This window comes from Pseudoduganella sp. R-34 (genome assembly GCF_049904655.1).
Taxonomy (GTDB): Bacteria; Pseudomonadota; Gammaproteobacteria; order Burkholderiales; family Burkholderiaceae_D; genus Rugamonas.
The window spans coordinates 4,820,955-4,840,458 of the sequence record NZ_CP184572.1; the positions used below are offsets into that span (position 1 = coordinate 4,820,955).

General features: G+C 64.8%; 13 protein-coding genes. 1 reads left to right on the forward strand and 12 read right to left on the reverse strand.

Annotated features, from left to right (window positions below; translation table 11 throughout):
* Positions 1-8: 8 nt before the first annotated feature.
* From ACN9MW_RS22020 to pnuC, 3 genes are read right to left on the reverse strand one after another with little or no spacing between them, the layout of a single operon-like run.
* The gene (locus ACN9MW_RS22020; protein WP_426162676.1) at positions 9-713 is read right to left on the reverse strand and encodes a hypothetical protein; all 705 of its coding nucleotides are present in this window, start codon (positions 711-713) and stop codon (positions 9-11) included.
* A 3-nt stretch (positions 714-716) separates the two neighbouring features.
* Positions 717-1,232, reverse strand: coding sequence for an AAA family ATPase (locus ACN9MW_RS22025; protein ID WP_426162677.1), 516 nt, complete (start codon positions 1,230-1,232; stop codon positions 717-719).
* The gene (gene pnuC, locus ACN9MW_RS22030) at positions 1,229-1,846 is read right to left on the reverse strand and encodes a nicotinamide riboside transporter PnuC (RefSeq protein WP_426162678.1); all 618 of its coding nucleotides are present in this window, start codon (positions 1,844-1,846) and stop codon (positions 1,229-1,231) included. The genes ACN9MW_RS22025 and pnuC overlap by 4 nt, the downstream gene beginning before the upstream one ends.
* A 222-nt stretch (positions 1,847-2,068) precedes the next feature.
* On the opposite strand from pnuC, the gene ACN9MW_RS22035 reads away from it, so the two are divergent.
* Positions 2,069-2,536: a hypothetical protein gene (locus tag ACN9MW_RS22035; RefSeq protein WP_426162680.1), complete on the forward strand. Its 468-nt coding sequence runs from the start codon at positions 2,069-2,071 to the stop codon at positions 2,534-2,536.
* A 60-nt stretch (positions 2,537-2,596) separates the two neighbouring features.
* Here ACN9MW_RS22035 and ACN9MW_RS22040 read toward each other — a convergent pair whose 3' ends face one another.
* The 9 genes from ACN9MW_RS22040 to sppA form a co-directional block, all read right to left on the reverse strand.
* On the reverse strand, positions 2,597-4,678 hold the full coding sequence (locus ACN9MW_RS22040) for a S46 family peptidase (RefSeq protein ID WP_426172266.1): 2,082 nt from the start codon (positions 4,676-4,678) through the stop codon (positions 2,597-2,599).
* Between the two features lie 126 nt (positions 4,679-4,804).
* Entirely contained in the window at positions 4,805-6,337 is a 1,533-nt protein-coding gene (locus tag ACN9MW_RS22045) for a PAS domain-containing protein (protein ID WP_426162681.1), read from the reverse strand.
* Entirely contained in the window at positions 6,334-7,248 is a 915-nt protein-coding gene (locus ACN9MW_RS22050) for a PAS domain-containing protein (protein ID WP_426162682.1), read from the reverse strand. The genes ACN9MW_RS22045 and ACN9MW_RS22050 overlap by 4 nt, the downstream gene beginning before the upstream one ends.
* A complete protein-coding gene (locus tag ACN9MW_RS22055) occupies positions 7,238-8,242 on the reverse strand; it encodes a chemotaxis protein CheB (RefSeq protein WP_426162683.1) in 1,005 nt (334 codons plus the stop codon). Before ACN9MW_RS22055 ends, ACN9MW_RS22050 begins: the two co-directional genes overlap by 11 nt.
* 62 nt (positions 8,243-8,304) lie before the next feature.
* The gene (locus ACN9MW_RS22060) at positions 8,305-9,678 is read right to left on the reverse strand and encodes an efflux transporter outer membrane subunit (RefSeq protein WP_426162684.1); all 1,374 of its coding nucleotides are present in this window, start codon (positions 9,676-9,678) and stop codon (positions 8,305-8,307) included.
* On the reverse strand, positions 9,675-12,914 hold the full coding sequence (locus ACN9MW_RS22065) for an efflux RND transporter permease subunit (protein WP_426162686.1): 3,240 nt from the start codon (positions 12,912-12,914) through the stop codon (positions 9,675-9,677). Before ACN9MW_RS22065 ends, ACN9MW_RS22060 begins: the two co-directional genes overlap by 4 nt.
* The gene (locus ACN9MW_RS22070; protein ID WP_426162688.1) at positions 12,911-15,961 is read right to left on the reverse strand and encodes an efflux RND transporter permease subunit; all 3,051 of its coding nucleotides are present in this window, start codon (positions 15,959-15,961) and stop codon (positions 12,911-12,913) included. Before ACN9MW_RS22070 ends, ACN9MW_RS22065 begins: the two co-directional genes overlap by 4 nt.
* Complete coding sequence (locus ACN9MW_RS22075) at positions 15,958-17,433, reverse strand: efflux RND transporter periplasmic adaptor subunit (protein WP_426162690.1); 1,476 nt, start codon at positions 17,431-17,433, stop codon at positions 15,958-15,960. The genes ACN9MW_RS22070 and ACN9MW_RS22075 overlap by 4 nt, the downstream gene beginning before the upstream one ends.
* Positions 17,434-17,613: 180 nt before the next feature.
* On the reverse strand, positions 17,614-19,491 hold the full coding sequence (sppA, locus tag ACN9MW_RS22080; protein ID WP_426162692.1) for a signal peptide peptidase SppA: 1,878 nt from the start codon (positions 19,489-19,491) through the stop codon (positions 17,614-17,616).
* Positions 19,492-19,504: the final 13 nt, after the last annotated feature.

The following is a 19,504-nucleotide window of genomic DNA, read 5'->3' on the forward strand; positions in this document are numbered from 1 at the left end:
TGACCAGTTTAGAACAAGTACTGCGCACGCATCGAGAAGGAATTGGCTGCGCGTCCTGAATTTTTGCCAAACAGGTAGGCCGCTTCGTATTTGAGGCGGCCCGCTTCGCCGAAGAATGCCGGGCCGGCGCGGTGCGATTGTTTTTTCGACGGCAGCCAGTTGTTCCACTTTCCTACTTCGCCAAAACCTTGCAGGCCGGGAGAGAACCAGCGCTTCCAGCGTTGTTTCACCTGCCACTGGTAGGCCAGTTCGGTTTCGTTCTGCTTCCCGTTGTCCATCTCACGCTGGAAGAACACGTTGAAGTTCAACTGGGTGCGCCAGATCTGTGTTTGCAGGACTGGCCCGATTTCGACGTAGTAGCCGTTATCGCGCCGCCGGGCACGCTCCACCAGCGTGTGCAGCGCGACGTCGACATCGTACTGGCCCTGGGTCAGCAGGAAGTCGTTTTGCCATTCGACGCCGGTGTTGCGGGTTTGCCGCCCGTTGCGTTGAAACCATTGCGTGGTGAGTTCGGTGTACCAGCGCGACGTTACGCCATAGCCGATGCCGATCTCCGGGCTGGCGGTGTTGCGCGAATTCTTGTAGTGGGCGTTCCAGTATTTGTAGTCGATTGAAGCCTGGCCTTCTACGTCGTAAACGGTGACCATGTAATAACCGGTCTCGCCAAACGCCGCCAAGGGGAACATGGCGGCCAACGCGAGCAGTTTTTTCATGCTTCAATCCCCCAGGAGTTGAGCTACTTGCTTCAGGCGTTCATCGAGGTCGCCCGAGATGCGCGTGTACGGTACGCCGCGCCGGGCCAATTCATCAAGCAGGATCGCATCAATAATACCGCTGACATCCTGCTCCTCATGATGAAGTCCGTCAGGTATCCAGGCAAATTCGGGTTTGCAGACAAGGGTTATGTCGTATTGGCGCGACGATGCGAGACTTGCGAGCTGCTCGTCGATGCCGCCGAAGTAATGGATGCTGTAGACCGCCGTCATCAGCGGCGTGGTGTCGCAAAAGAGGAAGCGGCCGCCCTGTGCAGCCAAGGCATCTTCCCGCGCCACCTGGGTGGTGGCGATGTGGAACTGGTCGTTCGATACGGGAACGCATTGGCGCGCGTCGCAGAATTCGCGCAGGTATTCGGGCACCCAGACGGCGCCGTAGCGCTCTGCCAGCGCTTGCGCCAGGGTGGTCTTGCCGGAGGATGCGGCGCCGATGATGGCGACGCGGTATGGCTGCTTCATTTCCAGACGACTGCTTCTTCCGGTTGGTCGCTGCTGCTGCCCTGCCAGGCCAGCAGGCCGGCAATCGCCATGGCGACGAACATGCCGTACAGGAGGGCCGTCAGCATCAGGCCTTTATGCACGTACAACGCGACGTACAGCACGTCGACAATGATCCAGACGTGCCAGTTTTCGATCTTCTTGCGCGACAGGAGGGCTTGGCCGACCAGGCTGCCGGCGGTCAGGAAGGCATCTGCATTCGGCACGTCGGTGTCGGTAAAGCGGCGCAGGAACCAGGCCAGGATTCCAAAGCCCACCAGCCAGGCCACGCCGCACACTACTCGGCCGCGCGTGTGCAGGGTCGACACCCCCAGCTGATTCCCGTGGTTCCCGTGCAGCCATTGGTACCAGCCCCAGATCGAAACCGTGATGAACACGCCCTGCAGCGCCATGTCGCCATACAGCTTGGCGCCGAAGAACACCGCGCCGTACATGGCGGATGACAGGATGGCAAACAACCAGGCCCAGTGGTTCTGGCGGATGTTCAGCCACACGGTCAGCACGGACAGCACGAACGACACCAGCTCCAGTGGCGTGGTGGTGGCAAGGCCGAACAGGGAAATGGTTTCGTTCATGGGTTTGCGTTTGGGTGACGCGGGATTATGCCATGAGCAGGAGTCCTAGCCAAACCAAGAAGTTGCAATTTTAGAATCACCTTCAGGCAGCAGTAGTATGGGGGTCGCGATTTAGAGGGAAACTCTTATTCGCTCTTATCCACACTTAGAACCTCTTATTTGAACTTTTTTTCTCTTAAATTGGTCAAAGTCTGCATGCTTTTTTGAAAGAAGGAGGATGCCATGACCAAAGTGCTCTTCAGCTTGCCAGCCTCACTTGAGACATACCAAGGCCTCGGAAATTTTATGTACACGCATGGCCTGAAACAGGAAATGTTCGAGATCGTCGACGAGGCGATCAACACCTGGATGGAAGGATTCGTGACGGCGCAGTCCAGGCGCGCCGCATCGACCCTGGATGGTTATCAATGGAAGAACGTATTCCTTCCCGACGGGACAACACTACGAAACGTCTACAAGCGCACAAGCTATCTCGCACATGTCGAAGGACGTGAATTGCTCTTTGAGGGCAAATGCGTTTCGCCAGCTCAGTTTGTCAATCGAGTCGGCGGTGCATTTCGCAACGCGTGGGCAACGATATGGATTCGTTTTCCGAATGAAGGGGAATGGAAACAGGCAATGAGCCTGCGCAAGAAAACGCCTCAATTTAAGAGCAAACAAGGTCGAACAAGAGGAAATAAGAGCGCCTAAGAGCGTTTAAGAGTTTTACTCCAAATCGAAAAGGGGCTCATTACGAGCCCCTTTTTTTGCTTACTTCTGCGGATACTTGATCGTCATTTCATTCAGCAGGTTGTCCGCATGGTCAACCTCCTTCATGACCCACAGCATGTAGCGCACATCCAGGTGGATGGCGCGCGTGATGTCGCGGTCGAAATACCAGTCCTTGGTGATGGACTCGTAAGTGGAGTCGAAGTTCAGGCCAATCAGTTCGCCGCGCTTGTTCATGACGGCAGAACCGGAGTTGCCGCCGGTCGTGTCAGCCGAGGACAGGAAGTCGACCGGTACGGTACCCAGTACCGGGTCCTTGAACTGGCCATAGCGCTTGGCCTTGACCGCATCGATCAGCGCCTGCGGCGCGTCGAACGGCTCCTTGCCGGTGTGCTTCTCAAGGATGCCTTCCACCGTGGTGAACGGCCCCTTGGTAATGCCGTCGCGCCCTGGGTAGGCCGACACGGTGCCATAGGTCACGCGCAAGGTGGAGTTGGCGTCAGGGTAGACTGGCTTGCCCTGCGATTTCTTCCACGCGATCACAGCGGCCATGTACTGCGGGATGATTTTTTCCAGGTTGCCGTCGACTTCCTTGCGGCGCTCTTCCAGCACCATGGCCGCGCCGTGCATGCGCACGGCCAGCTTGATGAAGGGGTCGGCTGACTGCTCGAATTCGGCCGGCGCCTTGTCCATCCAGGCCAGGCGGGTTGCGGTATCGGCCAGGCCGGACTTCTGGTACATGGCAGGCACGTCGGCGATGGCCGGGGTCAGGTTATCCAGCCACTGCGGATGCGCCTTGGGCGGCAGCTTGGCGTAGCGCTGCAGGCCGGCCACGTAGCGGGCCTGGTCGACCGATGCCACCAGCGACTGCTCCAGGCGGCTCAGGCGCGCCTTGATGTTGGCCAGGTCGCGTTCCTGGAAGCCCGATTCGCGGTCGGCGTCCGGCTTCTGCTTTTCCAGCGCCAGGCGATACAGGGTGCGCGCGGATTTCAGCAGGTCGCTGTAGGTCGCCACGCCGTAGGCGAATTCGTCGTCGCTCAGTTCCATGTCTGCGGCGATGGCGGCATCCAGTTCGGCCAGCATGGCCTGCGAAGATTTGGGCTGCTTGCCGTACCAGGCGCGGAATTCGGCGTCCTGCTTGTCCTTGATGGCAGCGATGTCCTTGCGGGCGAAGCCGTCCAGCAGGCCCTGGGTCTTCTTCATGCGATTGTTGATCGACTTGACCACGCTGGCATAGCGCACCACGTCGTTTTCCTTGCCCTTGGTGGCGGCTGCGATGGCGTCCAGGTCGGCCTGGTAGTCGGCCACCATGGCCGGGTAGCTCAGGTCGCGCGCATAGCGGATCTCGACCGGCAGCTTGTAGCGGCTGGTGCGGCCTGGATAGCCGGCCAGCAGGATAGGATCGCCGTTCTTCAGGCCTTCGGCGGACACCACCAGGAAGTCCTTCGATTTGTAAGGCACGTTGTCCGGCGACGGGTCGGCCGGCTTGCCGTCCTTGCCCACGTAAGCGCGCAGGAAGGAGTAATCGCCGGTGTGGCGCGGCCATTCGTAATTGTCGATGTCGCCGCCGTAGTTGCCGATGGATTCAGGCGGCGCGTAGACCAGGCGCACGTCCTTGATCATCATCTGGCGGATGCGGTAGTACTCGGCGCCGCGGTGGAAGGCCGGCACGGAGCAGCGGTAGTTCTTGTCGGTCTCGCACTCGGCGATCAGCGCCTTGATGCGCTTTTTTACTTCGGCGTTGCGATCCTTGCCGGCCAGCTTGTCCAGGCCATCGTTGACGCGCGCGGTCACGTTGTCCACCTTGTCGGTCACGTAGACGCGCGTGGTCGGGCCGCCCGGCAGCTCTTCGGCGCGGGTCTTGGCCAGGAAGCCATTGGCGATATAGTTCTTTTCAGCGGTTGAATTGCGCTGGATGGCGCCGTAAGCGCAGTGGTGGTTGGTGACCACCAGGCCGTCAGGGGATACGAACGACGCGGAGCAGCCGTCCAGCGACACGATGGCGCTCATCGGATGCCTGGACAGGTCGGCCAGGCGTTCGGCCGGGATGGTGATGCCGATGCGTTTCAGTTCCGCCTTCAGTTGTGGCAGTTGGTGCGGCTGCCATTGGCCTTCGTCGGCCATGGCGGGAGCGAATGCTGCTAGCAATGCTGCCGAAAGTGCGAGTTTTTTAGTCAAGTCAGTCCCCTGAACGTATAAAAGCACCGGCAGTATATGCGTTCCCGGCGTGCAGGGCTATTGACTTTTTGCTTACAAAGGGAGGCGAACCGTCACGCAGCATCCCGCGCCGGCTTCGTATTCATTCAGGGTAAAGCTGCCATGCAGGGCGTCGGCGCGCTCCTGCATGCCGATCAGGCCAAAGGACCCGGGCCGCTCGCGGCAGGACGGCGCGATGCCGATGCCATTGTCTTCCACTTCCAGCAGCACCACGCCCTCTTCTACCCAGAGGCGCACGGTGGCCACGCTGGCGCGCGAGTGACGCAGCACGTTGACCAGCGATTCCTGTACGATGCGGAACAGCACCAGGCCGGTTTCGCCGCCAATGGCCGCCAGTTGCGCCTCTCCGGGCAGCTCCAGTTCGTAATGCAGGTTGCTGCGATGGCGAAAATCGTTGACCAGCCATTCGAGCGCCGCCGCCAGCCCTAGGTCCAGCACCGAAGGACGCAACTCATTCATGATGCCGCGCACGCTGCGCAGGGTCGCGTCGACATTGTCCAGCGCCGAGGCGACCCGACGCGCAAAGCGCGTCTGGCGCCCGCCCATGCGTTCATTCAGCTGCGCGATGTCCAGCTTCAGCGCCAGCAGGTTCTGTCCCAATTCATCGTGGATTTCGCGCGCGATGCGCTTGCGTTCTTCTTCCTTGACCGCCGCCATATGGGCCGACAACTGGCGCAACTGGCCGTTGGCATGCAGCAGTTCGGCGGTGCGCTGCACCACCCGGGTTTCCAGGTTGCGGTGCAGGTCCTGCAGCGCCGATTCGGCCTGCTTGCGGCGGCTGATATCGGACAGCACCGCCACCACGCCGGCCACGCCGCCATCCGGCCCGGCCAGGGCGCGCAGCGACAGGGTCGCATGGTAGTCGCCGCCGTCCGGGCGACGCCCCGTCAGTTCACCTTGCCACCGGCGGCCGTCAAAAGCTGTCAGCACGGCGTCGGGGCCGCACAGCGTGGCCAGATCGCGGCCGATCGCGACCTCATCGGTGAGCCCGCTAATCGCGGAAAATGCAGGATTTACGGTCACGATTACGCCATCCGCATCGGCAAGCGCCACCCCCTCGCCGAGATTGTCCAGCACCGCAAAGGCGCGGCGCAGGGCCGCATCGTTCTGTTCGCGCGAACGCGCCAGGCCGATCACCATGCGGATCGCCTCGCCCGCGCCATCGAGGTTGGCCTCGATGCGTACCTGCCCACCGCCAATGCCTTCAAACAGTTGCGCCTCCATGGACGCACTGGCGCCGTCGGCGCGCAAGCCGGCCAGCAGCTGGCGCAAGCCGGGCTGGTAGTGCGGCGCCAGGAAGCGTTCCACCGGCTGTCCAGGCAAGTCCTGCAGCGGCATGGCAAACAGCACTTCGGCCGCGCGGTTGGCGCCGGCGATCATGCCGTCGCGCGCCAGCGCCAGGTAACAGACTGGCGCTTGGTCGAACAAGCCAGCGTAGCGCAGCAGGCCCTGCTCCACCTCGCGTTTCTGACGCTCGAGCTCCGCCAGGGCGGCACTCTGGACTTCCAGTTCCAGCTGGCTGACTTGCAGCTCATGCCATTGGCGCAGGGCGTCGGTGCGGCTCATTTGGTGCTACCTCCTTCAGGCGTTAAACGCGCTTCCAGCAGTTTCAGTTCGGTGACGTTGACGAAGGTTAGCACCAATCCGTCGATCACGTTGTTCACTGTACGGTACGGCATGATGCGCACCATGAACCAGCGTCCGTCGCGGGTCGGGATCTGGCGCTCGCAGAACACCAGGGAGCGCAGCACTTCGGCCGCATCGTCTCCCATGTCAGGGTAGACCAGGTCGTTGGCGATGTCGCTCAGCGGGCGATTCAGGTCGGTGGCGATCAGCTTGTACAGCTGGGTGGCCTGGTTGGTGTAGCGCCGGATATTCATCTGGCTGTCCAGGAAGATCACGGCGATATCGGTACTGTGCAACAGGTTCTTCATGTCGCTGTTGACCAGCGACAGGTCGTCCACCTTGGACTGCAATTCGGCGTTGACGGGGTACAGCTCCTCGTTCAGCGACTGCATTTCTTCCTTCGAGGTGGTGAGTTCCTCGTTGGTCGACTGTAGCTCCTCGTTGGTCGACTGCAGTTCCTCGCGCACGGCCTGCAATTCCAGGCGCGCCATGGTCAGTTGCTGCTCCAGCTCCTGCGGGCGCGGATCGGCGCCGCGGCTGCCGCTCCTGCGGGCCGGCATCGGCGCTGCATTGAAAGTCACCAGCAGGTTGTGGCCGGACTGGCCGTCTTCGCGCACCACTTCGGCCGTCATGTCGACCAGCAGCGAGGACACGCCATCCTTGAACAACAGCTCGCGCACCGATTCCGTGCTTTCGCTGCGGTTGGCGCGTTCGATCAGGTCCGCCAGCTCGTAGCGCAGGCCGTCACGCGCCATGGCGTGGATATTCCAGTTGGCGCGGCCGGAAGCAGGCTCCAGGTAAGTGCCGGTACGGCCGTGGATGTAAAGGATGTCGCCATCGCTATTGATCATGACTGCCGCCGGCGTATGCGTTTTGTGCAGCAGGTGTTCTACTTGTGTCTGGATATTGCCATTCATGGTCATGGTCGTAACTTCGATGGAACTTGGTTGCGCGGTCTTTGCTATCTTGGTGGGAAAGTAATTCGCCACGCGCTGCGTGCTGGCATCGAGCCGGCGGTAAATGCGTCCGCAGCCCGGCACCGGGGTAAACAACTCGTTGTAGCTGCCGGGCGTCAAGCTGGTGCAGCTTCATGCGGCGCTCGATGCGGCGCAGCACGGTGCTCATCTTGTACTCGGTGAAGTTGTTGCCCGTATGCCGCTGCAATAGCGACATCAGCTCGCGCAAGGCCTGGCGCCGCGCACGCGCCGCACCGTGGGCGCCGCCGTGCGGCACCGAGCGCACCTGGCACAGCCACATCGGCATGGCGCCGGGCGGCGCGACAAAGTCGGCCACGCCGGCGGTAATGGCGCTGCGCGGCATCGAGTCGAATTTGGCGGAATTGGGTTCCTGCGCCAGCGTCACCCCGCCGGCTTCCTGGATCGCGCGCAAGCCAGCCGTGCCGTCGGTACCCATGCCGGAGAACACCACGCCGGCGGCAGCCTGCCCTTTTTCGGCAGCCAGTGCACGCAAGAAGGAATCGATCGGGTAGCGCGCGTGGGCTTCGGCCGTTTCCACCGGCATCAGCTTTTCGCTGGAAAAGGCCAGCTCGTGGTTGGGCGGGGCCACATAGACATGGTCTGGCCGGACTTCGATCGATTCGGCGATCTCGCATACTTCCATGCTGGTGATACGGCGCAGCAGCTCCGGCAACAGGCCGCGGCGCGACGGATCCTGGTGCTGCAGGACGATGAACGCCATGCCGGTACGCGTGGGCATGGAGGCAAGGAACTCGGAAATCGCATCCAGTCCGCCGGCAGAAGCGCCCATGCCGACGATCTGCACCGCCTGTCGGTGCCGTAGCGTTTCGCTGGAGTCCGGATCGGATGAAACCAAGGGGTTAGTCATTCCACCATGATGCCAGTGCGGCAAGGAAATGGCAAACCGCCAGTTACACCCGGCAGCGAGGTTTACCGGGCGTGCCAGCCGCCTCCCAGCGCCTGCACCAGGGCCACTGCGGTTGACTGCCGGTCGGCCTGCGCCTGTAACAGGGCGCGCCGTGCATTGAGTGCCGTGACCTGGGCCGTGACCACTTCCGTGTAGCCAACCTGGCCGGCGCGGTAGCGATTCAGCATCTGCTGCTCGACCTGGCTGGCCGCAGCGGAGGACGTCTCGCGCAAGGACTGTTGTTGCGCCAACACACGGCTGGCCGCCAACTGGTCTTCCACGTCGGCCAGCGCGTTCAGGACGGATTGGCGATAAGCCGCCACCGCCACGTCGCGGGCGGCGTTGGCCTGGTCGACGCGGGCGCCGGTGGCGCCGGCATTGAACACCGCCTGCGCCGCCGACAGGCCGAGCGACCACAGGGTGTTGGAGGCGCTGAACAAGCCGCCCAGCTGGCTGCCCGCCACGCCGTAGCTGCCGCCCAGGCTCAGGCTCGGGAAATAGGCGCTGCGGGCGATGCCGATCTGCGCGTTGGCCGCCGCGACCCGGCGTTCGGCGGCGGCGATGTCGGGCCGCCGCTCCAGCAGCGTGGACGGCAGGCCGGCCGGGACCAGCGGTACCTGCAGCGTCCAGGGCGCCGGCGCCAGCGTGAAGTCGGCCGGCGCCTTGCCAAGCAGGATGGCGATCGCGTGTTCGAGCTGGGCGCGCTGGCGCTGTACGGCCAGGCGGTCGGCGCTGGCGTTGGCCAGCTGGGTCTGTGCCTGCAGCAGGTCCGAACTGGGCGCCACGCCGGCGTTGACCCGGTTCTGGGTGATCTGCAGCACGCGCTGGTAGCCCTCCACTGTTTCGCCCAGCAGCGCCAGTTGGGCATCCGCCAGACGCAGGCCGATGTAGTTGACGGCCAGCTCGCCCTGTGCCGCCAGGCGCGCGGCCGCCAGGTCAGCTTCGCTGGCCTGGGCGCTGGCCTGGGCGCCGCTGACGCCGGCGCGCAGCCTGCCCCATACGTCCGGCTCCCAGCTGGCGCCGATGTTGACGCGGTACTGGTTGCCGGTACGCGTGTCCCCGCCGCCGCCATTGCGGTTGGCGCTGGCGTCCAGCGTCACCACCGGGAACAGCGCCGCGCGTTGCTCGGCCACGGCGGCGCGCGCCTGAGCGTAGCGCGCCCCTGCCGCCGCCACGTTCTGGTTGTTCACTTCCACCAGCCCGGCCAGCGCGTTGAGCGCAGCGTCGCCAAACAGCTCCCACCATGGCCCTTTTTCCAGCAAATCCGCCGGCGCGGCCGGCTGCCAGCCCTGTGCTTCCTTGAATTCGGCCGACAGCGGCGCGCTGGGCGTGTGGTAGGCCGGGCCGGTGGCGCAACCGGCCAGTATGAGCGTGCACGCGCCAAGAATTTTTTTCATGATGTGGCCTTCGCGCCACGCAGGCGCATCTTGTCGAGCAAAAGGTAGACCACGGGCGTGGTCAACAAGGTGAGCAACTGGCTGGCGACCAGGCCGCCGATGATGGCAATGCCCAGCGGCTGGCGCAGCTCGGAGCCTTCGCCGAAACCAATTGCCAGCGGCAGCGCGCCCAGCGCCGCTGCCATGGTCGTCATCAGGATCGGGCGGAAGCGCAGCAGGCAGGCTTCCCGCACGGCGCTGCGCGGATCGAGGCCGCGCGTGCGCTCCGCCTCCAGCGCGAAGTCGATGATCAGGATGGCGTTCTTCTTCACGATGCCGATCAGGAGGAAGACGCCGATCAGGGCAATCAGCGAGAACTCCATGCGGAACATCAGCAGCGCCAGCACTGCCCCCACGCCAGCTGACGGCAACGTCGACAGCACCGTGATCGGGTGCACCAGGCTTTCGTACAGCATGCCGAGGACGATATAGATCACCACCAGCGCGGCGGCGATCAATAGCGGCTGCTGCTGGTTGGTTTCCTGCGCCGTGCGCGCCGTGCCCTGGAAGCTGCCGCGCACATTGTTGGGCATGCCGATGGCGTTTTCCGCGTCTTTCACCGCTTGCTGCGCCTCGCCCAGGCTGGCGCCATCGGCCAGGTTGAAGGAGACCGTCGTGGCCAACTCGCCATCCTGGTGGTTGACCGAGGCCGGCGTCGAGCGCTCGGCGAAGGTCGCCAGCGCCGCCAGCGGCACCATTGCTTCCGCCTGCGCGCTCAGGGCCGAGCCGCCGGACGGGTCGCGCATCCCTGCCCCCACCACGCTGCCAGCCGTGCTGGCGCTGGCGCCGGCGGCCGAGCCAGCGCCGCTCGCCGATGCGCCTGCGCCATTCGCCGCACTGCCCAGCTCCTGCGCAGTCGCCGCCGCGCGCCGCGCCACATAGACATCGGCCAGGGCCTCGGGACTGCGCGCGTATTGCGGCGCCACCTCCATCACCACCTTGTACTGGTTCAGCTCATCGTAGATGGTGGCCACCTGGCGCTGGCCGAAGGCGTTATACAGCGCGTTGTCGACATCGCGCATCGTCAGCCCCATGCGCGCCACCATGTCCTTGTCGGCCGCGACGAACGTTTCCACTCCGTTGTCCGCCTGGTCGGTATCGACGTCCACCAGTGCTTTCTGCCGTTTCATCTCGTCCGCCAGCCGCGATGCCCAACGTTTCAAGTCGGCCCGGTTATCGCTCTTCAGCGTGTACTGGTAGGTGGAATTGCTCTGCCGCCCGCCCATGCGCAAGTCCTGCACCGTATTCAGGAACAGCGACACGCCGGTCACGCGCGCCAGCTTGGGCCGCAAGCGCGCAATCACCTGCTGCCCGGTCACGTCGCGCTCGGCCACCGGCTTCAGGCTGACGAACATGAAACCGCCGCCCGCCCGCGAGCCGCCGGTAAAGCCGACCACCGTGGCCACCGCCGGATCGTCGCGGATGATATTCACCAGCTGCCGCAGCTTGCCCTGCATGGCCTGGAACGAGATGCTCTGGTCGGCCCGGATGCCCCCGTTGATCTGTCCCGTATCCTGCTGCGGGAAAAATCCCTTCGGCGCCGACGCATACAGGTACACGTTCAGCCCCACCACGAACACCAGCACCAGCATCACCAGCCAGGCACTGTCCAACGCCCAGTCCAGTGATTTTTCATACGTGCGCAAGATGACGCCGAAACCGCGCTCGAACCAGCGCGACACGCGCCCCGGCGGCTTCTGCCCGGCGCCCGGCCGCAGCAGCCAGGCGCACAGCATCGGCGTAGTGGTCAGTGAAATCACAAGGGAAATCATCACCGCCGCCGACAGGGTGACGGCAAATTCGCGGAACAGCCGCCCCACCTGTCCACCCATGAACAGCAGCGGAATGAATACCGCCACCAGCGACACGCTGATCGACAGCACGGTGAAGCCGACTTCCCTGGCCCCCTGCAGCGCGGCGGCGAAGCGCTCCATGCCCTGCTCCATGTGGCGCGCCGTGTTCTCCAGCACCACGATGGCGTCATCGACCACGAAGCCGGTGGCTACGGTCAGCGCCATCAGGCTAAGGTTGTTCAGGCTGAAGCCCAGCAGGTACATCACGCCGAAGGTGCCCAGCAACGACACCACCGTGGCGATCGCCGGGATCACGGTCGCCCGCGCGCTGCGCAGGAAGGCACTGACCACCAGCACCACCAGCACGATCGAGATCAGCAAGGTGAATTCGATCTCGTGCAGCGACGAACGGATCGAGTTGGTGCTGTCCGAAGCGACCTGCAGTTTCACGTCCTGCGGCAATTGCGCCTGCAGCTGCGGCAGCAGCGCGCGCACCGCATCCACCGTCTCGATCACGTTGGCGCCAGGCTGGCGCGTCACCAGCACGATGACTGCGGGATCGCCGTTGAACAGGCCCAGCGTATTGCGGTTCTCGGCGCCGTCGGTGACCTCGGCCACGTCGTCGAGCCGGATCGCGGCGCCGTCGCGCCAGGCTACCACCAGGTCGCGGTAATCGGCCGCGCTGCGCCCGCCGCTGGCTGTTGAAGCTGCCGAATAGATTTGCAGGCGCCGTCCTTCGACCTCGATCGCGCCTTTGGGCCGGTTGGCGTTCGTGGCCTGGATCGCAGCCCGCACGTCCTCGGACGATACGCCATAGCGGTTCAGCGCAAACGGCAGCAACTCGACGCGTACCGCCGGCAGCGAACCGCCGCCGATCTCCACGTCGCCGACGCCCTTCACCTGCGCCAGCTTCTGCTGCACGATGTTCGACACCGACTCATACACTTGCCCCGGGCTGCGCGTCGCCGATGTCAGCGCCAGGATGATGACCGGCGCATCGGATGGATTGGCCTTGCGGTAAGTCGGATTGCTGCGCAGCGTCGCCGGCAGGTCGGCGCGCGAGGCATTGATGGCGGCCTGCACTTCGCGCGCCGCGGCATCGATCTTGCGGTTCAGCTCAAACTGCAGGTTGACGCGGGTCGAACCGCTGCCGGATGAAGAAGTGACCTCGTTGACGCCCGCGATCACGGCCAGGCGCCGCTCCAGCGGCGTCGCCACGCTGCTTGCCATGGTGTCCGGGCTGGCGCCCGGCAAGCTGGCGCTGACCGAGATCGATGGATAGTCCACCTGCGGCAAAGGCGATACCGGCAGCACGAAGAAGGCCGCAATGCCGGCCAGAGCCAGCCCGATCGTCAGCAGCACCGTGGCAATCGGACGGCGGACAAAGGGCTCGGACAGGTTCATGCTTCTCTACCTTTTCGGCGGCGCTGCGCAAGCCGGTCAAAGGCCAGGTAGATCACCGGCGTGGTGTACAGCGTCAGCAACTGGCTGACAATCAGGCCGCCGAAGATCGACAGGCCGAGCGGCCGGCGCAGCTCCGCGCCTTCGCCCCAGCCCAACATCAGCGGGATGGCCGCAAACAGCGCCGCCATGGTGGTCATCAGGATCGGCCGCAAGCGCAGCAGTGCGGCCTGGTGGATCGCGTCGCGCGGCGCCATGCCCTGCTCGCGTTCCGCCTCGATGGCGAAGTCGATCATCATGATGGCGTTCTTCTTCACAATGCCGATCAGCAGGATGATCCCGATGATGCCGATCACGCCCAGCTCCTGCCCCGTCAGCATCAGCGCCAGCAGCGCGCCGACGCCGGCCGAGGGCAGCGTGGACAGGATGGTCAGCGGGTGGATATAGCTTTCGTACAGCACGCCCAGCACGATGTAGACGCACACCACGGCCGCCAGGATCAGCCAGAGCTGGTTGCTCAGCGAAGCCTGGTAGGCGCCGGCCGCGCCGAGGAAAGTCAGGCTGACCGACTGCGGCAGGACGACTTCTTTCGCCGCATCGCGAATGGCGTCCACCGCCTGCCCCAGCGCGACGCCCGGCGCGGCATCGAAGCCGATGGTGGTGGCCGGGTATTGCGCCACGTGCGTGACCTGCAGCGGCGCCGGGCGCTCCTGCACACTGGCAATGGCCGACAATGGGGTCGGCTTGCCGCTGCCGGTGCGCAGTTGCAGGTTGCCAAGTGCTTCCGGCGTGTCCATGCGGTCCTGGCCGGCCTCCAGGATCACCCGGTACTGGTTGGTCTCGGTGAAGATGGTGGACACGATGCGCTGGCCGAAGGCGCTGTACAAGGCATCATCGACGGCGGCAGCGGTGATCGACAGCCGCGATGCCGTGTCGCGGTCGATGCTGACGTAGGCGCCAGCGCCGGTAGCTCCCACGTCGGACACCACATTGCGCAGGCGCTCCTTGGCTGCCATGCGTTCGGCCAGTCTGGCAGCCCACTCGGACACGGTGGCGTTGTCGGCGCCTTCCAGCGAGACACGATACTGGGTCGGCCCGCTTTCAGCATCGATGGTCAGGTCTTGCGTGGGCTGCAGGTAAAGCTTGACGCCCGCCACCTGCGCCACGCGCTGGCGCAGGCGCTCCATCACGACCTGCAGCTTGTCGCGGTCCGGTTTCAGGTTGACCAGCATGCTGCCGGTATGCAGCATGGTGTTGTTGCCAGCATCGACGCCGACCACCGAACTAAGCGAGGCCACGGCCGGGTCGTCCAGCAGTGCGCGGGCGGCTTGCTGCTGCAGTTGCGCCATGCGTTCATAGGACACGGTCTGCGCGGCCTCGATGCGGGCTTGCAACTGGCCGGTATCCTGGGTCGGGAACAGGCCTTTTGGAATCCACAGGTAGAGCAGCACCGTCAGCAGCAGCGTGCCCAGCGCCACCAGCAGGGTCAGGCCCTGGCGCTCCAGCACCCATTGCAGGCTTCCGTCATAGCGCTTGACCAGGCGGTCGAACAGGGTCTCCTCATGCTCCTTGTGTTCGGCCAGCCATCGGCCCGACATCATCGGCACCAGCGTCAGCGACACCACGGCGGAGATCAGGATGGTGATGGCCAGCGTGACCGCGAACTCGCGGAACAGGCGGCCCACGACGTCGCCCATGAACAGCAGCGGGATCAGCACCGCGATCAGCGACACCGTCAGGGAGATGATGGTGAAGCCGATCTGCTGCGCGCCTTTAAGGGCGGCATTCATCGGGGTCTCGCCTTCTTCGATGTGACGCGCGATGTTCTCGATCATGACGATGGCGTCGTCCACCACGAAGCCGGTGGCGATGGTGAGCGCCATCAGGCTGAGGTTATTCAGGCTGTAGCCGAGCAGGTACATGATGCCAAAGGTGCCGACCAGCGAGATCGGCACCGCCAGGCTGGCAATCACCGTGGCGCGCGGGCTGCGCAGGAAGGCGAAGATCACAAGCACCACCAGCACCACGGCCAGCAGCAGTTCCAGCTCCACGTGCAGCACCGATGCGCGGATGCCGTGGGTGCGGTCGCTCAGCACCGTCACCTCGATGGCGCCGGGCAGGCTGGCCTGCAGTTCCGGCAGGCGCTCCTTGATGGCGTCCACGGTGGCGATGACGTTGGCGCCCGGCTGGCGCTGCACGTCGAGAATGATGGCGGGCGTCAGGCCGGCCCAGGCGCCGAGCTTGACGTTTTCCGCACTATCCACCACGCGGGCCACGTCCTGCAGCCGGACCGGCGCGCCGTTGCGGTAGGAGACAATCAACTGGCGGTAGTCGTCGGCCGCCAGCAACTGGTCGTTGGCATTGATGGTGAAAGCGCGCGTGGGGCCGTCGAAGCTGCCTTTGGCGCTGTTGGCATTGGCCGCCGTGATGGCGGTGCGCAGCGTATCGAGGCCCAGTCCGTAGCTGGCCAGCGCCTGGGTGTCGGCCTGGATGCGCACGGCAGGCCGCTGGCCACCGCTCAGCGTGACCAGGCCGACGCCGTTGACCTGGCTGATTTTCAGCGCCAGCCGCGTGTTGACGATGTTCTGCACTTCCGTCAGCGGCATGGTTTTCGACGTGATGGCCAGGGTCAGCACTGGCGCGTCGGCCGGGTTGACCTTGGCGTACACGGGCGGCGCCGGCAAGTCGGTCGGCAGCAGCGAGCCGCCGGCATTGATGGCGGCCTGCACTTCCTGCTCGGCCACGTCCAGGGTCTGCCCCAGGCTGAACTGCAGCGTGATGATGGAAACGCCGGCGGCGCTGGTGGAACTCATGCGCTGCAGGCCGGACATCTGGCCGAACTGCCGCTCCAGCGGCGCCGTCACCGTGCGGCCCATCACTTCCGGGCTGGCGCCAGGATACAGGGTGCGTACCTGGATGGTCGGGAAGTCGACCTGCGGCAGCGCCGACAGCGGCAGGAAGCGGTAGCCAAGCAGTCCTGCCAGCACGATGGCCAGCATGAACAGCGCCGTCGCCACCGGCCGCTGGATAAATGGCGCCGAGGGACTCATCGCGTCACGCCGTCCGCTGCCCGGCCCTCGCCCCGCGCCCCGCCTGACGCACCGTCACGCGTCCGGCGGCCATCGCCTCCCGCTCCCGGTGCGTCGCCGCCCGCCCCGGCATCCTCGCGATGACGCCGCCACTTGCCGCCGCCCTCGCCCGCCGGCCTGCCTTCGCCGCGCGAGCGGCCCGCGTGCTCGCCGTCGGCGCCTGGTCGCTGCGTTGGCAGCGTCACGCGCGCCCCATCCTTGATGCGGTCCGCGCCTTCGGTAATCACCTGCTCGCCCGCTGCCAGGCCGCTCTCGATCTGCACCTTGTCCACGGTGGCAATCCCGCGCTTGACCGGCCGCAGCGACGCCGTCTGGCCATCCTGCAGCACGTATACGTAATCGCCCGAAGCACCGTGCCGCAATGCCGTCACCGGCACCACGACGGCGTCCTTGATGGTGCGCAGCTCCAGCCGCACGTTCACGAACTGGCTGGGGAACAGCGAGGAACCGGCGTTGGCAAAGCGCGCCTTGGCCATTACCGTACCGGTCTGGGTGTCGACCTGGTTGTCCAGCGCGTAAAACTCGCCTTTCTCCAGCACTGTGCTGCGCGTGCGGTCGTACGCCAGCGCCACCATGCGATCGCCGGCGCGATCGCCGGCGCGCTGCCCCAGCTCGGAGACCCGGTCCTGCGGCACCGCAAACTCCACGTCGATCGGCGCCAATTGCGTAATCACCGCGATGCCCCCGGCATCGCCAGAACCTACCAGGTTGCCGATATCGACCACCCGCAAGCCGACCCGCCCGCTGATCGGCGCAAGCACCTTCGTATAGCCAAGGTTCAGGCGCGCCGTGCCCTCATTCGCGCGGTCGGTGGTGACCGTGCCCTGGAGCTGCTTGACCAGCGCCGCCTGCGTATCGACGTCCTGCCGCGCAATGGAGTCCTGCGACAGCAAGGTGCGGTAGCGTTCAAGGGTCAGGCGGGCGTTTTCCAGCTGCGCTTCGTCGCGTTCGCGCTGGCCGGTCGCCTGCATCAGTTGCAGCTCGAAGGGACGCGCATCGATCTGGGCCAGCACCTGGCCCGCCTTCACCATCTGGCCTTCCTTGAACAAGACCTTTTGCAGGATGCCGGAGACCTGCGGCCGCACCGTCGTCGTAGCGGCTGCGGTGACCGTGCCCAGCGCATCGAGCGTGACCGGCAGGTCGGCCTTTTCGGCAGTCGCCACGCCCACCGTGGCAGCCGGACCGCGGCCGCTGCGTCCGCCCCGGCCGCCGCCAGCGCCGCCCGCACCAGCGCCGCGCCCCCCCTGTCCGGCGGCAGCGGCTGAGGTACCCGGACCACCCGGCCCGGCATCGGCCGGGCCGCGGTGGGTCAGGTACCAGGCCAGGCCGCCCAGGGCCAGCATCCCGGCCAGGGCGGCGACTCCCCGGATCCAGCGCGCCCGCTTGCCGGCGCGAGGTTTCGACGGGGTACTGGATGTTGTTGGAGTCTCCATGGGGCGACCCTTTCTTCTTTTGGTAAGAACGCGAATTGACTCTAGCACAGCGCCCCGGCGCAAATGCGTTAGGCAAGAAACATCGGAAACAATTCAAGCGCCCTGGCGCCCCAAAAGAAAAGCCGCCAGACTGGCTGGCGGCTTGTTTCTTGTAATAACTGCTTACAAAGCTGCTACAAACTAATCGGGCGAACTGCAGAGGCAATGGGTCAGCGCCATGAACGGCTTGCGCTGGGCGGTCATTTCGTTCAACCAGCCCAGGTCCTGCACCACCTCGGTAGCCACGCCAGCCGGCATCCCGGCAGGCAGCAGCGAAGCGCGGGCCTGGTCGCCAAAGGCCTTGGCGGCAGCGGCCTTCGCAGTCGAGGCGCCGAAGAACTCCAGCACCTTGTCGAAGCGCGACACTTCACGCTCGATGTAGACGATACGCGGCTCGCCGCTCATCTTGGCACGGCGTGCAGCCGCCTTCAGCGCATCCTGGTAGCCGCCCAGCGTATCGACCAGGCCGCGCTCCTGCGCCTGCGCGCCGGTCCATACGCGGCCCTGGCCCACGGCATCGATCTTGTCAGCCGTGGTCTTGCGCGCCTTGGCCGCCTTGGCGGTGAATTCCTCGTAGGTGTGGCCAATCACGCCCTGGATCAATTGACCGAAGCGAGGGTCCATCGGACGCAGCGGATTGCCTGCATCGCCCAGCCAGGTGGTGGTCTGTCCGGCGGTGTGGATGCCCAGCTTGTCGATCACCTTGTCCACGGTCGGGAACAGGGCGAACACGCCGATCGAGCCGGTAATGGTGGCCGGGTCGGCAATTACTTCGTCGGAAGCCATCGAAATCCAGTAACCGCCGGACGCGGCCACATTGCCCATCGAGACCACCACCGGCTTGCCTGCCGCGCGGGTCAGCTCCAGCTCGCGGCGGATCAGCTCCGAGCCGAAAGCGCTGCCGCCGGGCGAATCGACGCGCAGCACCACCGCCTTGATCGAACTGTCTTCGCGCGCCATGCGCACCAGGCGTGCCGTCGACGCGCCGCCGATCTGGCCGGCCGGCGCATCGCCGTCGCTGATTTCGCCGACCGCCATGACCACGCCGATCGCGTCGCCGGTCAGTTTAGGGAAGACGCGCGCCAGGTAATCGTGGAAGTTGACCTGGCGGAAGGACTTGGCCGCAGGATCGTCCACGCCGCGCTTGGTCATCATGACGCGCAGTTCATCCTTGGTTTTCAGGCCGTCGACCAGCTTGGCGTCCAGCGCTACCTGCGCCAGGTTGCCTTTTGCTTCAGCCACCAGTGCCGGCAGGTTGTCGATCGCCTTCATCAGCGCGCCTTCCGGCATCTTGCGCGACTGCTCCACCTGGGCGATGTAGCGCGCCCACAGGTCGTTGTACAGGAAAGCATCCGCTTCCGCCGCCGCCGGCGAAGGGCCGTTGGCGATGAACGGCTCGGCGAAGCTCTTGTAGGTGCCGACCTTCATCAGGTTCACAGTCACGCCTACCTTGTCCAGCGCATCGCGGTAGTAATTGCGGTATTTGCCGAAACCGTCGAGGAACACTGCGCCCATCGGGTGCAGGTAGACTTCGTCGGCGTGAATCGCGACCTGGTACTGGCGCTGGTTATAACTGGAGCCCCAGGCCACGACCTTCTTGCCGCTGGCCTTGAAACGGTCCACCGCGGCGCCGATCTCGCGCAGCATGGCCTGGCCGCCGCCCTGCATTTCGTCCAGCACCAGCACGGCGCCGCCGATTTGCGGATCCTTGGCCGCCGCATCGAGCACGTTCAGGACATCGCGCAGTTGCACGGATTTGTGCACTTCGCCGCCGGACAGGCCGGCCATCAGCGCGTCACGGCTGCTGCCGGACGATTGTTCAACCAAAGAGCCCTCCAGGTTCAGGACCAGCATGGTCTTGTCGCCCAAGGGCTTGACGCCGCCGCCGAACATGGCGGCAATCAGCAGCACCACGACCAGCAGGAACAGGAAGTTCATGGAGGCGCGGCGGCTCTTATCCACGGCATTCCAGAACCAGGCAAATCCACCGCGGACATACGAGAAAACAGAGCGGGACATCTTTACTCCTAGT

Bases quoted from the DNA above. Each gene is read 5' to 3' on its own strand.
- ACN9MW_RS22035 (WP_426162680.1), top strand. From the start codon at position 2,069: ATGACCAAAGTGCTCTTCAGCTTGCCAGCCTCACTTGAGACATACCAA.
- ACN9MW_RS22020 (WP_426162676.1), bottom strand. From the start codon at position 713: ATGAAAAAACTGCTCGCGTTGGCCGCCATGTTCCCCTTGGCGGCGTTT.
- ACN9MW_RS22045 (WP_426162681.1), bottom strand. From the start codon at position 6,337: ATGAGCCGCACCGACGCCCTGCGCCAATGGCATGAGCTGCAAGTCAGC.
- ACN9MW_RS22070 (WP_426162688.1), bottom strand. From the start codon at position 15,961: ATGAGTCCCTCGGCGCCATTTATCCAGCGGCCGGTGGCGACGGCGCTG.
- ACN9MW_RS22060 (WP_426162684.1), bottom strand. From the start codon at position 9,678: ATGAAAAAAATTCTTGGCGCGTGCACGCTCATACTGGCCGGTTGCGCC.
- pnuC (WP_426162678.1), bottom strand. From the start codon at position 1,846: ATGAACGAAACCATTTCCCTGTTCGGCCTTGCCACCACCACGCCACTG.
- ACN9MW_RS22050 (WP_426162682.1), bottom strand. From the start codon at position 7,248: ATGATCAATAGCGATGGCGACATCCTTTACATCCACGGCCGTACCGGC.
- ACN9MW_RS22040 (WP_426172266.1), bottom strand. From the start codon at position 4,678: ATGGCCGACGAAGGCCAATGGCAGCCGCACCAACTGCCACAACTGAAG.
- ACN9MW_RS22055 (WP_426162683.1), bottom strand. From the start codon at position 8,242: ATGACTAACCCCTTGGTTTCATCCGATCCGGACTCCAGCGAAACGCTA.
- ACN9MW_RS22025 (WP_426162677.1), bottom strand. From the start codon at position 1,232: ATGAAGCAGCCATACCGCGTCGCCATCATCGGCGCCGCATCCTCCGGC.
- ACN9MW_RS22065 (WP_426162686.1), bottom strand. From the start codon at position 12,914: ATGAACCTGTCCGAGCCCTTTGTCCGCCGTCCGATTGCCACGGTGCTG.
- sppA (WP_426162692.1), bottom strand. From the start codon at position 19,491: ATGTCCCGCTCTGTTTTCTCGTATGTCCGCGGTGGATTTGCCTGGTTC.
- ACN9MW_RS22075 (WP_426162690.1), bottom strand. From the start codon at position 17,433: ATGGAGACTCCAACAACATCCAGTACCCCGTCGAAACCTCGCGCCGGC.